Below are 12,907 nucleotides of genomic sequence, written 5' to 3' on the forward strand. Positions count from 1 at the left end.
GCTAGGATGTTGGCTTAGAAGCAGCCATCATTTAAAGAAAGCGTAATAGCTCACTAGTCGAGTCGGCCTGCGCGGAAGATGTAACGGGGCTCAAACCAGGCACCGAAGCCGCGGATTCACACGTATGTGTGAGTGGTAGGGGAGCGTTCTGTAAGTCTGCGAAGGTGTATCGAGAGGCATGCTGGAGATATCAGAAGTGCGAATGCTGACGTAAGTAACGATAAAGGGGGTGAAAAGCCTCCTCGCCGGAAGACCAAGGGTTCCTGTCCAACGTTAATCGGGGCAGGGTGAGTCGACCCCTAAGGTGAGGCCGAAAGGCGTAATCGATGGGAAGCAGGTTAATATTCCTGCACGACTTGTAATTGCGATGGGGGGACGGAGAAGGCTAGGTGGGCCAGGCGACGGTTGTCCTGGTGAAAGTGCGTAGGTGGTGTTTCTAGGCAAATCCGGAGACACAACACTGAGACACGAGACGAAGCCACTACGGTGGTGAAGCCATTGATGCCCTGCTTCCAGGAAAAGCCTCTAAGCTTCAGATTACAAGTCATCGTACCCCAAACCGACACAGGTGGTCGGGTAGAGAATACCAAGGCGCTTGAGAGAACTCGGGTGAAGGAACTAGGCAAAATAGAACCGTAACTTCGGGAGAAGGTTCGCTCTTGACAGTGAAGTCCCTTGCGGATGGAGCAGTTGGGAGTCGCAGTGACCAGATGGCTGGGACTGTTTATCAAAAACACAGCACTCTGCAAACACGAAAGTGGACGTATAGGGTGTGACACCTGCCCGGTGCCGGAAGGTTAATTGATGGGGTTAGCGCAAGCGAAGCTCTTGATCGAAGCCCCGGTAAACGGCGGCCGTAACTATAACGGTCCTAAGGTAGCGAAATTCCTTGTCGGGTAAGTTCCGACCTGCACGAATGGTGTAACCATGGCCATGCTGTCTCCACCCGAGACTCAGTGAAATCGAATTCGCCGTGAAGATGCGGTGTACCCGCGGCTAGACGGAAAGACCCCGTGAACCTTTACTACAGCTTGGCACTGAACATTGAACCTACATGTGTAGGATAGGTGGGAGGCTTTGAAGGCGTGACGCCAGTTGCGCTGGAGCCGTCCTTGAAATACCACCCTTGTATGTTTGATGTTCTAACGCAGGGCCCTGAATCGGGCTCGCGGACAGTGCCTGGTGGGTAGTTTGACTGGGGCGGTCTCCTCCCAAAGAGTAACGGAGGAGCACGAAGGTTGGCTAATCCTGGTCGGACATCAGGAGGTTAGTGCAATGGCATAAGCCAGCTTAACTGCGAGACGGACAGGTCGAGCAGGTACGAAAGTAGGTCATAGTGATCCGGTGGTTCTGAATGGAAGGGCCATCGCTCAACGGATAAAAGGTACTCCGGGGATAACAGGCTGATACCGCCCAAGAGTTCATATCGACGGCGGTGTTTGGCACCTCGATGTCGGCTCATCACATCCTGGGGCTGAAGTCGGTCCCAAGGGTATGGCTGTTCGCCATTTAAAGTGGTACGCGAGCTGGGTTCAGAACGTCGTGAGACAGTTCGGTCCCTATCTGCCGTGGGCGTTGGATGATTGAAGGGAGTTGCTCCTAGTACGAGAGGACCGGAGTGAACGAACCTCTGGTGTTCGGGTTGTCACGCCAGTGGCACTGCCCGGTAGCTAAGTTCGGAATCGATAACCGCTGAAAGCATCTAAGCGGGAAGCGAGCCCTGAGATGAGTCATCCCTGACCCCTTGAGGGTCCTAAAGGGCCGTTGGAGACCACAACGTTGATAGGTGGGGTGTGTAAGCGCGGCGACGTGTTGAGCTAACCCATACTAATTACCCGTGAGGCTTAACCATACAACACCCAAGAAGTGTTCTAAGGCTTGTAGCAAGTGCGAGACTACTTACAAATTCAGTGATAGCGACAAAGCCTACGGGCAACCTCGTTATTCACGTCAGCTTTCCGGATGAAGTTTTTTGCCTGGCGGCCATAGCGCCGTGGAACCACCTGATCCCATGCCGAACTCAGAAGTGAAACGCGGTAGCGCCGATGGTAGTGTGGCATTCGCCATGCGAGAGTAGGACACTGCCAGGCACCCAATACAAGAAACCCCGCTCATTGAGCGGGGTTTTTTTATTGCCTGATATTTCTCCAGAACCTGCCGCTGCCTGCCGAGATCTCGTCTGATTATTCCTTGAGTTCACCAGTATCATCACCAGTTGGTGCTCATGACCTCCGGCTTCCGAGGCTTCGTCTGCCGCCACGCCTGGTTCTGCACTCTCACCGGTTTTCCATTTGATTCCTCACGCGGCGCTATCCTGCTGAAAGCCGGCGTCGGGCCTGCAATTGGGGTTGTATCTGCATCATAACTCGGTAGAGTAAAGGGCATTCCGGGTTGGCCCATACCATGCCTTTGCGTCTCCATCTGGTATGAGAGCATCCCACCCGTTTTCATTCACCTTCAGTCAGTGGTACCGATATGGAACAAGTAAACAAGTCTACTTTCAGCGATGTGTTGGAATATGTGCGTATGTCCCGTCGTCAGAACAAGCTCAAGCGTGAAATCGCGGACAACGAGAAGAAGATCCGTGACAACCAGAAGCGGGTGCTGTTGCTCGACAACCTGAGCGACTATATCAAGCCCGGCATGAGCATCGATGAGGTGCAGGCCATCATCGCCAACATGCGCACCGATTACGAAGAGCGTGTTGATGATCACATCATCAAGAATGCCGAGCTTTCCAAGGAGCGCAAAGAGCTGAGCACCAAGCTCAAGGGCATGAGTACCAGCAAGTAAGCCCACATCGCCATTCTCGAACACCGGCTTCCAGCCGGTGTTTCATTTCCACTCCGCAGCTCGGATCTCTCGCCGTACTGCAACAATCGGCTCCCATTTTTACAATCGCCCTGTTAACATCGCTGCAAAGCGGTCAATAGTTTTCAAGCCCTTGACTTGAAACGACTAAGCTTGATTGAAAGACAATAAATTGCGCAACCATGGTGGGGCTGATATGGGCGCATCAAAACAGACGGATTCGAACAAAGTGGCATCTCAGGATTCATCCGTACCGCATGCGGACGGGCAATATCAGCGCAAGCGTCGCCCCTGGTGGCGCTGGTTGTTCTGTTTCATCTTTTTGCTTTGCCTGGCTGCCGTGATCGCCCTGGTCGGTTATGAAATGAAGACCTCCCGATTGCAGTCGCAGGAGATCTCCCGTTATGCCGCCAAGCTGACTTATGAGCTGGAACCCGGTCCCAGCAAGCAGATCACCTTCCCGGATGATGGCCCCTTCGACAAGCGACTCGGTTATGTGCTGATGCCCATGATCCAGGAGCGCCTCATCCAGCGTGGCTATCAGGTGAGCGAGCAGGTGCGTTTTTCCGATGCGCTCTACAACTACGCCAGCCATGGTTTCTTCGTCCCCTATACCGAGAAGGTGCAGGCGGGGCTGACTCTGCACGACTGCCGTGCCGAGCCTTTCTATCAATACAAGTACCCGACCCATTACTACCCTGATTTCAACTCCATACCTCCTCTGGTCATACAGTCGCTGCTGTTTATCGAGAACCGGGAGCTGCTGAGCAACGAGCAGCCGCTGGCCAACCCGGCTGTAGACTGGCCCCGTTTCGCCAAGGCTGCACTGTCCCAGGTGGGCAAGGCGCTGGACATGCAGGATCAATCCGCCGGCGGCAGTACGCTGGCGACCCAGGTGGAGAAGTATCGTCACTCCCCTGATGGTTTGACTCTGTCCCCCACCGAGAAGATCCGCCAGATGGCCTCAGCCAGCGTGCGGGCCTATCGATTGGGGCCAGAAACCCTGGAAGCACGCAAACTGGTGGCCTGGGCCTATCTCAACTCGGTACCGCTCTCCGCTGCCCCGGGCTATGGCGAGGTGCACGGCCTGGGGGATGGTCTCTGGGTCTGGTTTGGTGCCGATGTGGATGAGGTGAATCGCCTGCTGGATCCCGCTCGCAATCAGGATGCCACCCTGGCCGAGCAGGGGCTGGCGCTGCGCCAGGTCGTCTCCCTGATGATTGCCCACCGTCGCCCCTCCTACTATCTGGCCCAGGGACGGGAGGCGCTGTCGACCCTGACTGACAGCTACCTGCGTCTGTTCGTGCAGGAGGGCATGATCACGCCGCCCCTGATGGAGTCGGCACTCAAGGCCAAGCTTGCGTTCCGCGACTTCCTGCAGGCGCCGGCGATCACCCGGGTCAATAACAACAAGGGGTTGCAGGTCGCGCGCACCCGCCTCAGCCGCCAGCTCGGGGTTCAGCTCTATGATCTGGACCGCATGGATCTGACGGCGGATACGACCCTCAACATGCCGCTGCAAAATGACGTCTCTCGTTATCTGCAGCAGTTGGCGGATCCCACATTCGCCGCCCAGGTCGGGCTGTTTGGTGAGCGCCTGCTCTCGCCGGAGAAGACGGGGGACGTGAAATACAGCTTCACCCTGTTCGAGAAGACGCCGGAAGGGGTCAAGGTGCGGGTGCAGACCGACAACACGGATCAGCCGTTCGACATCAACGAGGGCAGCAAGCTGGAGCTGGGCTCTACCGCCAAGCTGCGGGTGCTGACCACCTATCTGGAGATAGTGACCGAGCTGCATGACAGCTACGGGAACATGCCGACCGAGAGCCTGCGCAAGATAGAGGTCTCCGATCAGGACAACATCAGCCGTTGGGCCATTGCCTACCTGATGAGTGCCAAGGACAAGAGCCTGCCCGTGATGCTGGAGGCGGCGCTGGATCGCAAATACTCCGCCAGCCCCTACGAGGGCTTCTTCACCGGCGGCGGCATGCATACCTTCAACAACTTCCGCAAGGAAGACAATGGCCGCATTCCGCCTATCCGCGACGCCTTGCGTGAATCCATCAACCTGCCCTTCGTGCGGCTGATGCGGGACATAGTGCGCTACAGCCTCTACAAGGAAGGCAACCGCGCCCAATTGCTCAAGGATGACAAGGATCCCCGTCGTACCGAGTATCTGGCCAAGTTTGCCGACAAGGAGGGCCAGACCTATCTGCTGCGCTTCTGGCGCAAATATCGCGGCAAGACCACGGATGAGCAGCTCGATACCTTCCTCGACGGCCTCAAGCCGAGCGCGGTGCGTCTCGCGGCCGTGCATCGCTACCTGATGCCGGAAGCGTCACAGGCCGACTTTGCAGCCTTCCTGGCGAAGCGCCTGCCGCGGGACAAGCTGAGCAACAAGCGAGTCGAGCAGCTCTATACCAGCTATGGTCCTGGTAAGTATTCACTGCCGGATCAAGGCTATATCGCCCGCGTCCACCCGCTGGAGCTGTGGCTGCTCTCCTATCTCAGGGAGTTTGACAAGGCTACCTTCGCCGACGCGGTTGCGGCCAGCCGGGATGAGCGTCAGGAGGTCTACAGCTGGCTGTTCAAGACCCGCCATCGCAGCGCCCGGGATAGCCGGATCCGCACCATGCTGGAAGTCGAGGCCTTCCTCGACATCCATCAGCGCTGGGCACGCCTGGGCTATCCGTTTGATCACCTGGTTCCCTCCCTGGCGACCGCCCTGGGCAGCTCGGGTGACAGACCCGCTGCCCTGGCGGAGTTGATGGGGATCATCCAGAACGGCGGCATGCGGGCACCGACCCTGCGGATCGAGCATCTCTCCTTTGCCAAGGACACGCCCTTCGCTACCGCGTTCGAACCGGCCAACACCCAGGGTGTGCGGGTGATGCCCGCCGAGGTGGCCACCGCCCTGCGCAATGCCCTGTCCAAGGTGGTGGAAGGCGGCACGGCACGGCGCATCGCCGGTGCCTTTGCCTTGCAGGATGGCACAGTGCTGTCGTTGGGGGGCAAGACGGGGACGGGCGACAACAGGATCGAGACTGTCGGTCGCTACGGCAATGTCACCAGCTCGCTGGCACGCAACCGGACCGCGACCTTTGTCTTCTACATAGGGGATGATCACTTCGGCACCCTGACGGCCTATGTGCCTGGCAGCCAGTCCGACAAGTTCCGCTTCACCTCGGCACTGCCGGTACAGGTCCTCAAGGGGATGGCGCCCTTGCTGGTGCCCTATCTGCAACCGGGCACTCACACCCAGTGTTTGCCGGGCAGCTGACGGCGCATAAAAAAACGGGGCCAACTTGGCCCCGTTTTTGTTTCTGTCGGCGACAGGTGTCCCGCGCCGGCATCATGACTTACAGCAGATGTTCTATCTCACCGCGCAGGTACTGGTACATCTCGCGATAGGCCACCGGCGGCTTGTTCAGCTCCCGCTCCTTGTTGGCGGTGCGGATCAGCTGACGCAGCTTCTGGCGATCCAGCTCGTGGAACTGGGACATCAGTTCGTTGAGGGCGCTGTCACCCTCGGTGATCAGGCGCTCACGCCACTGCTCCAGCCGGTGCAGGCGGGCATTCACGGTGGAGTGACGCATCTTGATGATGGAGAGGGCTTCCTCGATCTGCTCTATATCCCGGCTGCGCATCAGGCGGCCGATGAACTGCAGGTGGCGGCGGAAGGATTCGTCCTTCTTGGGTTTGAGCTTGCGGCCCAGCTCGACGGCTTCGGCTAACTCTTCATCCAGCGGGATCCGTTCCAGCTCGCTGTGGCTCAGGGAGACGATCTCGGCCCCCAGTTTCTGCAGTGCCTCGGCGTCGCGCTTGAGCTGGCTCTTGCTTGGACCCCAATCGTCCAATTCGTTGTCGTCTTGATACTGACTCATCGGTCTCTGATTCCTGTCATTCGCGTTGGGGGATATGTTACCAGCTTCTCCCGCTGGGCGCAGGGGTCTGATATGCTTAGCCCCTTTCCTTCCTTCATACAGATGTGAGTTATGGACCAGCAAGATCAAATCCGCCAGGATCAAGCCCATCTCGAGGCGGTGGTCGCCGAGGCCCTGGAGATAGCCAAGGGGCTGGGTGCCGGGCTTGCGGAAGTCTCCATCAGCAAGCAGACAGGGCTGTCGGTGAATACCCGGGGCTGTGAGCTGGAAAGCATCGAGTTCAACAAGGATGGAGCGCTCGGCATCGCCGTCTATCGCAATGGCTGCAAGGGATCTTCTTCGACCACGGATCTCGGCAAGCCTGCCATCCGCGCCGCCGTCGAAGCGGCCATGGAGATTGCCCGCCACACCTCCCCCGATGAATATGCCGGCCTGGCGGATGCCGAACTGCTGGCCTGGGATGCCCCGGATCTGCAACTCTGTCACTCCATCGAGCTGGATCCCCAGCGTGGCATCGAGCTGGCCATCGAGTGCGAGCGGCTGGCCCTGGGACGTGATGCCCGTATCAAGCACTCCGACGGAGCCAGCTTTTCAAGCCATCTGGGGGTCAAGGTCTATGGCAACAGCCATGGCTTCGTCAAAGGCTATGCGGCGTCGCGCAACTCCCTGAGCTGCGTGCTGATCGGCGAGCAGGATGGGGACATGCAGCGCGACTATGGCTACTCCTCCAGCCGCGCCCTCTCAGGCCTCTGGACCCCGCAGCGGATCGCCGACGAGGCGGTGGAGCGCACCGTCTCCCGTCTGGGGGCCCGCAAGATCAGCACCCGCCACGCCCCCGTGCTGTTTCATCCCGACACCGCCGCCGGCCTGTGGGGCCATCTGGTGATGGCCATCAGCGGCGGCAACCTCTATCGCAAGTCGAGCTTCCTGCTGGATAAACTGGGCAAGCAGATACTGCCCGAGTGGCTCAGCATTCAGGAGTTTCCACACCTGCTGGGGGGGCTTGCCAGTACCCCCTTCGACGGTGAAGGGGTACGCACCCGCGACATGGACATAGTCCGCAACGGCGAGCTGATGAGCTGGCTGCTCACCTCCTACTCGGCACGCAAGCTGGGGCTGACCACCACGGGTCACGCCGGTGGCATCCATAACTGGCAGGTTTCCAATACCGGCCAGGATTTCCAGGGCATGCTCAAAGAGATGGGTACCGGCCTGCTGGTGACCGAGCTGATGGGGCAGGGGGTCAACATCGTCAATGGTGACTACTCCCGCGGCGCCGCCGGTTTCTGGGTGGAAAATGGCGAGATCCTCTATCCGGTTGAGGAGATCACCATAGCCGGCAACCTGGCCGACATGTTCAGCACCCTGGTGGCGGTGGGGAACGACGAAGACGAGCGCTCCAGCCTCAAGACGGGCTCTGTGCTGGTCGAGCAGATGAAGCTGGCGGGGCACTAAGCCGCCAGACTCCGGAAATGAAAAAGGCCCCCTCGCCTGGCGAGGGGGCCTTTTTAGTGCTCATCGGCAAGGGGTGATGATCACTCCTTGATGCGCTCTATGCAGCCGCCCAGGCCTTGCAGCTTGTGCTCTATGTCTTCATAGCCACGGTCGATGTGATAGATGCGCTCGACCATGGTGGTGCCCTCGGCCACGAAGCCGGCGAGGACCAGGCTGGCGGAGGCGCGCAGATCGGTTGCCATCACCTGGGCACCCTTGAGTTGTTCGGTGTCGCGGCAGATTGCCACGTTACCCTGCAGTTCGATGTCAGCACCCATACGTACCAGCTCGGGCACGTGCATGAAGCGGTTCTCGAAGATGGTCTCGGTGACCATGCCGGTGCCCTTGGCCACGGCGTTCAGTACGGTGAACTGCGCCTGCATGTCGGTCGGGAAGGCCGGGTAGGGGGCCGTCTTGATGGTGACCGGCTTGAGGGTGCGACCCGTCATGTCGAGGGAGATCCAGTCTTCCCCCTTCTCGATGAGCGCACCGGCCTCTTCCAGCTTGACGAGGACGGCTTCCAGCAGGGAAGGGTCGGTCTTGCGGCAGGTGATCTTGCCCCCGGTGACGGCGGCACCCACCAGGAAGGTACCGGTTTCGATACGGTCTGGCTGCACGCTGTAGCTGCCGCCGTGCAGACGCTCGACCCCGTCTATGGTCAGGGTGTCGGTGCCCGCACCCTGGATCTTGGCGCCCAGGGCGTTGAGGAAGTTGGCGAGATCGACCACTTCCGGCTCACGAGCGGCGTTTTCGATCACGGTGCGACCGTCCGCCAGGGTGGCGGCCATCATCAGGTTCTCGGTGCCGGTGACGGAGATCATGTCCATCAGGATGTGGGCACCCTTGAGGCGACCGTCGACACGGGCCTTGATGTAGCCATCTTCGATGGCGATCTTGGCGCCCATCAGCTCGAGGCCGTGAACGTGCAGGTTGACCGGGCGGGCACCGATGGCGCAGCCACCGGGCAGGGAGACGTCAGCCGCGCCGAAACGAGCGGCCAGTGGGCCCAGCGCCAGTATGGAGGCGCGCATGGTCTTCACCAGCTCGTAGGGGGCGACGTGGTTGTTCACGGCGCCGGTCAGCACGGTCACGTTGCCGTTGACCTTGGTGCTGGCACCCAGCATCTCCAGCAGCTTGAGGGTAGTGCCTACGTCTTTGAGGCGCGGCACGTTCGAGAGCTGGATCTCCTCGTCGCACAGCAGGGTGGCGAACAGGATCGGCAGGGCGGCGTTTTTGGCGCCGGAGATGGTCACTTCACCGGAGAGGGTGCAGGGGCCGGTGATCTTGAATTTGTCCATTTACTTAGATACCAAATCAGGAGGGCATTAGGAATTTACGTTCGCGCTTCCATTCGGCATCGGTAAAGGCCTTGATGGAGAGGGCGTGGATGGCGTTGCTGGCGATCTTGTCCATCAGCGGGGCATAGATGGCCTGCTGCTTCTTGACCCGGCTCATGCCGTCAAACATGTCGCCGACCGCAATCACCTGATAGTGACTGCCGTCGCCTTTGACATGGACTTCGGACAATGGCAAGGCCTCAAGGAGTATCGCTTCAATTTCAGAGACTTGCATTATGCGTCCTCGGTGTTGGGCGGGGTGGGTTGAAACAGACTGGCCACACCGTACAGCTTGGCCAGGGTATAAAAATCAGTGGAGGCGCCAACCAGTTGCGGCGTGGCCCCCCGTGTCAGGGTGGCTTTGGCCCACTTGACCAGCAGGGCCAGGCCGGCGGAATCCAGGGTGGTGACCCCGCTCATATCGAGCGCATCATCTTGCCACCACTCGGATCGCCGTTGCCACAGGGCGTTGACCTGCGGTGCCTGCAGCTCCCCCTGGAGTGTCATGACTTGAGCACCAGTGGCTTGGCATTGTGCTCGCGCAACTGGGCTATCACCGCATCTATGCCGTTCTGGCGAATGAGGCCACCGAGCTCGCTCTGCTTGGCGGAGAGCAGGCTGATCCCTTCGGCAACCATGTCGAAGGCCTTCCATTCACCTGTCTTGTTGTTCTTGCGCAGCTTGAACTCGAGGAAGATGTCCGGTTTGCCGGCCTCTTTCACGCTGACGTTGACGGCGGTGATGTTGCTGTCACCGGGCGCCTTGCCCGGCTGGACCTTGACGGTCTGCTTGTCGAAATGGGCCAGGGCATCGGCGTAGGAGCTCACCATGTACTCGGTGAACACCTGGACGAAGGCATCGCGCTGGGCCGGGGTGGTTTCCTTGATCTGGTTGCCAAGCACCTTGTAGGCGGCGAAGCGGTTGTCCACATAGGGCAGCAGCTCTTCGCGGATGATCACCCGCAGGTGATCCGGGTTGCTCTTGACCTGGGACTTGTCCGCCTTCAGGCGGGCGAAGGTCTGCTGGGCTGCCTGATCCACCAGGGCATAGGGGTCGGCGGCATTGACTGCTGCCAGGGCGGAGACGGAAAACAGCATGCTGGTCATCAGACCCAGCAGCAGGGCGATCTTCTTGAACATGGTTACTCCTTGTTGCTGGCGTATCGGTGGCCGGGGAAGACTGGCTGTAGAGGAACTTGCCAATCAGGTCTTCCAGCACTATGGCAGACTTGGTGTCTTCGATCATGTCGCCATCCTTGAGCATGCTGGTGCCCATCTCTTCATCGGTGAAACCCGGTGCCAGGCCGACATACTGCTCGCCCAGCAGACCCGAGGTCAGGATGGAGAGGGTGCTGGTTTCTGAGAACTCGCCGGCACTCTTTTGCATCTGCAGGGAAACGATGGGCACCTGGCTCTTGGCATCCAGCGTGATGTCGCTGACTCGACCGACGACGACGCCGCCGACCTTGACCGGCGAGCGCACTTTCAGGCCGCCGATATTATCGAAATGGGCGCGCAGGGTATAGGTTTCTCCTTCCGGTTTGAAACTCAATCCCGCCACTTGCAGTGCCAACGCCAGAATGGCTGCGATGCCAGCCAGCATGAAGGCACCGACCAGGAATTCTACTTTGCTGAACTTCATCTTTCCCTTATCCAAACATGACTGCGGTGAGTATAAAATCCAGACCGAGCACGGCCAGGGATGAGTGGACCACGGTACGGGTCGTCGCCTGACTGATCCCGGCCGAGGTCGGCTTGGCATCATAGCCATTGAAGAGCGCGATCCAGGTCACCACCAGAGCGAAGATCACACTCTTGATGGCCCCTTGCATGATGTCGTCCTGCCAGTCGACGGAGGCTTGCATGGCAGACCAGAAACTGCCCTCATCCACCCCCAGCCAGTCGACCCCGACCAGTTTGCCGCCGAAGATGCCGATCAGGCTGAACATGAAGGCCAGCAGCGGCATGCTGATGACGCCAGCCCAGAAGCGAGGCGCCACTACCCGGCGCAGCGGGTCCACCGCCATCATCTCCAGGCTGGAGAGCTGCTCGGTGGCCTTCATCAGGCCGATCTCGGCGGTGAGGGCCGAACCCGCACGACCGGCAAACAGCAGGGCGGTGACCACAGGGCCCAGCTCCCGCAGCAGGGAGAGGGAGACCAGAGGCCCCAGACTCTGCTCGGCGCCGAAGTCCTTCAGTACGTTGTAACCCTGCAAGGAGAGCACCATGCCGATGAAGAGACCCGACACCAGTATGATGGCGACCGATTGTACCCCCACCACATAGAGCTGCTGTACCAGCAGGGGGAAGAGCTTGCGGGGCTCGGGTTTGCCCGCCAACGCGTGAAACAGCATGATGGTGGCGCGGCCGACGGCGCTGATGAAGCGCACCCCGCTCCGCCCCAGCTTGCTTATCTGACTTATGAACATCACAGATCCTGTAGCAGGTCGCCTGCCGGAAAATGAAACGGAACAGGACCATCGGGCAATCCCTTGAGGAACTGCTCGACCTCGGGATTGTGCTCCTCGCGAAGTTGCTCCGGCGTACCCTGTGCCACCACCCTGCGGTTGGCGATGATGTAGGCGTAGTCGGCGATGCTGAGCACCTCCTTCACATCGTGGGTGACGATGACGGAGGTGATGCCGAGGGCATCGTTGAGCTCCTTGATGAGCTTGACCAGCACCGCCATGGTGATGGGATCCTGGCCGACGAAGGGCTCGTCATACATGATGAGATCCGGATCCAGCGCTATGGATCTGGCCAGGGCTGCGCGACGGGCCATGCCGCCGGAGAGCTCGGAGGGCATCAGGCGGGCGGCACCACGCAGACCCACCGCCTGCAACTTCATCATGACGATGGTGTGGATCAGCTCTTCCGGCAGACCCGAGTGTTCCCGCAGCGGGAAGGCCACGTTGTCGAACACCGTCATGCCGGTGAACAGGGCGCCGCTCTGGAACAGCATGCTCATCCGCTTGCGCACTTCATACAGACGGCTGCGGGAGAGGGTGGGGATGTCTTCCCCGTCAAACAGAATATGACCGGACTCAGGCTTCAGCTGGCCACCGATCAGGCGCAGCAAGGTGGTCTTGCCGATGCCGCTGGGGCCCATGACGGCGGTGACCTTGCCACGGGGAATGGTCAGGTTGATCCTGTCGTACAGCAACCTATCTCCGTGACTGAAGGTCAGGTCGGAGATGGTGATCAGGTCATCGTTCAAACAATTGTCCATCCGGTATAAATGAAGAGCGAATTTTATGGGCTAGTCTAGGTCTAAGCAACAGCAAGGAACAACTATTGAGCGGCTTTGCCCCCAAATACGCGACAGTTTTATGTAACAACTTGCATCAGCGGCAGAGCGTCCCGCATCCGATTCGCTTATCTC

At 59.4% G+C, this 12,907-nt stretch carries 10 protein-coding genes, 2 rRNA genes and 1 pseudogene (1 of these 13 cut by a window edge); 5 read left to right on the top strand and 8 right to left on the bottom strand.

Translation table 11 applies throughout. The features are described from left to right. The 4 genes from ACF2JD_RS12735 to ACF2JD_RS12750 all read left to right on the top strand — a co-directional run. Positions 1-1,852: ribosomal RNA gene (locus tag ACF2JD_RS12735) — 23S ribosomal RNA — on the top strand (it extends 1,038 nt beyond the left edge of the window). A 123-nt stretch (positions 1,853-1,975) separates the two neighbouring features. After that, positions 1,976-2,090: ribosomal RNA gene (gene rrf, locus ACF2JD_RS12740) — 5S ribosomal RNA — on the top strand. Between the two features lie 385 nt (positions 2,091-2,475). Next, a complete protein-coding gene (gene tmaR, locus ACF2JD_RS12745) occupies positions 2,476-2,793 on the top strand; it encodes a PTS system regulator TmaR (protein ID WP_025328544.1) in 318 nt (105 codons plus the stop codon). Positions 2,794-3,007: 214 nt separating this feature from the next. After that, positions 3,008-6,091 (top strand): transglycosylase domain-containing protein, encoded by a 3,084-nt coding sequence (locus ACF2JD_RS12750; protein WP_440987556.1) that lies wholly within the window; start codon positions 3,008-3,010, stop codon positions 6,089-6,091. Between the two features lie 79 nt (positions 6,092-6,170). Here the strand turns inward: ACF2JD_RS12750 and yjgA are convergent, their stop codons facing one another. Beyond that, positions 6,171-6,695: a ribosome biogenesis factor YjgA gene (yjgA, locus tag ACF2JD_RS12755; RefSeq protein ID WP_106885621.1), complete on the bottom strand. Its 525-nt coding sequence runs from the start codon at positions 6,693-6,695 to the stop codon at positions 6,171-6,173. Between the two features lie 111 nt (positions 6,696-6,806). Here yjgA and pmbA point away from each other — a divergent pair, with 111 nt between their 5' ends. Beyond that, entirely contained in the window at positions 6,807-8,150 is a 1,344-nt protein-coding gene (gene pmbA, locus ACF2JD_RS12760) for a metalloprotease PmbA (RefSeq protein ID WP_106885622.1), read from the top strand. A gap of 80 nt (positions 8,151-8,230) precedes the next feature. Here the strand turns inward: pmbA and murA are convergent, their stop codons facing one another. From murA to mlaF, 7 genes and pseudogenes are all read right to left on the bottom strand, one after another. Further along, entirely contained in the window at positions 8,231-9,487 is a 1,257-nt protein-coding gene (gene murA / locus ACF2JD_RS12765; RefSeq protein ID WP_106885623.1) for a UDP-N-acetylglucosamine 1-carboxyvinyltransferase, read from the bottom strand. Positions 9,488-9,503: 16 nt separating this feature from the next. Further along, on the bottom strand, positions 9,504-9,761 hold the full coding sequence (ibaG, locus tag ACF2JD_RS12770) for a BolA family iron metabolism protein IbaG (RefSeq protein ID WP_033115468.1): 258 nt from the start codon (positions 9,759-9,761) through the stop codon (positions 9,504-9,506). Continuing rightward, on the bottom strand, positions 9,761-10,033 hold the full coding sequence (locus tag ACF2JD_RS12775; protein WP_042649054.1) for an STAS domain-containing protein: 273 nt from the start codon (positions 10,031-10,033) through the stop codon (positions 9,761-9,763). The genes ibaG and ACF2JD_RS12775 overlap by 1 nt, the downstream gene beginning before the upstream one ends. Continuing rightward, entirely contained in the window at positions 10,030-10,665 is a 636-nt protein-coding gene (mlaC, locus tag ACF2JD_RS12780; protein WP_042649053.1) for a phospholipid-binding protein MlaC, read from the bottom strand. The genes ACF2JD_RS12775 and mlaC overlap by 4 nt, the downstream gene beginning before the upstream one ends. A 34-nt stretch (positions 10,666-10,699) precedes the next feature. Beyond that, a pseudogene (gene mlaD / locus ACF2JD_RS12785) lies at positions 10,700-11,167 on the bottom strand (outer membrane lipid asymmetry maintenance protein MlaD); the annotation flags it as partial. A gap of 7 nt (positions 11,168-11,174) precedes the next feature. After that, a complete protein-coding gene (mlaE, locus tag ACF2JD_RS12790; RefSeq protein WP_440987557.1) occupies positions 11,175-11,954 on the bottom strand; it encodes a lipid asymmetry maintenance ABC transporter permease subunit MlaE in 780 nt (259 codons plus the stop codon). Next, a complete protein-coding gene (mlaF, locus tag ACF2JD_RS12795; protein ID WP_025328535.1) occupies positions 11,954-12,754 on the bottom strand; it encodes a phospholipid ABC transporter ATP-binding protein MlaF in 801 nt (266 codons plus the stop codon). The genes mlaE and mlaF overlap by 1 nt, the downstream gene beginning before the upstream one ends. Between the last annotated feature and the right edge of the window lie 153 nt (positions 12,755-12,907).

Source organism: Aeromonas ichthyocola (genome assembly GCF_046087985.1).
Classification (GTDB): Bacteria; Pseudomonadota; Gammaproteobacteria; order Enterobacterales; family Aeromonadaceae; genus Aeromonas; species Aeromonas rivipollensis.

What these genes read in the sequence shown, in the direction of transcription:
- tmaR (WP_025328544.1), top strand. Translation starts at nt 2,476, where the DNA reads ATGGAACAAGTAAACAAGTCTACTTTCAGCGATGTGTTGGAATATGTG.
- ACF2JD_RS12750 (WP_440987556.1), top strand. Translation starts at nt 3,008, where the DNA reads ATGGGCGCATCAAAACAGACGGATTCGAACAAAGTGGCATCTCAGGAT.
- yjgA (WP_106885621.1), bottom strand. Translation starts at nt 6,695, where the DNA reads ATGAGTCAGTATCAAGACGACAACGAATTGGACGATTGGGGTCCAAGC.
- pmbA (WP_106885622.1), top strand. Translation starts at nt 6,807, where the DNA reads ATGGACCAGCAAGATCAAATCCGCCAGGATCAAGCCCATCTCGAGGCG.
- murA (WP_106885623.1), bottom strand. Translation starts at nt 9,487, where the DNA reads ATGGACAAATTCAAGATCACCGGCCCCTGCACCCTCTCCGGTGAAGTG.
- ibaG (WP_033115468.1), bottom strand. Translation starts at nt 9,761, where the DNA reads ATGCAAGTCTCTGAAATTGAAGCGATACTCCTTGAGGCCTTGCCATTG.
- ACF2JD_RS12775 (WP_042649054.1), bottom strand. Translation starts at nt 10,033, where the DNA reads ATGACACTCCAGGGGGAGCTGCAGGCACCGCAGGTCAACGCCCTGTGG.
- mlaC (WP_042649053.1), bottom strand. Translation starts at nt 10,665, where the DNA reads ATGTTCAAGAAGATCGCCCTGCTGCTGGGTCTGATGACCAGCATGCTG.
- mlaE (WP_440987557.1), bottom strand. Translation starts at nt 11,954, where the DNA reads ATGTTCATAAGTCAGATAAGCAAGCTGGGGCGGAGCGGGGTGCGCTTC.
- mlaF (WP_025328535.1), bottom strand. Translation starts at nt 12,754, where the DNA reads ATGGACAATTGTTTGAACGATGACCTGATCACCATCTCCGACCTGACC.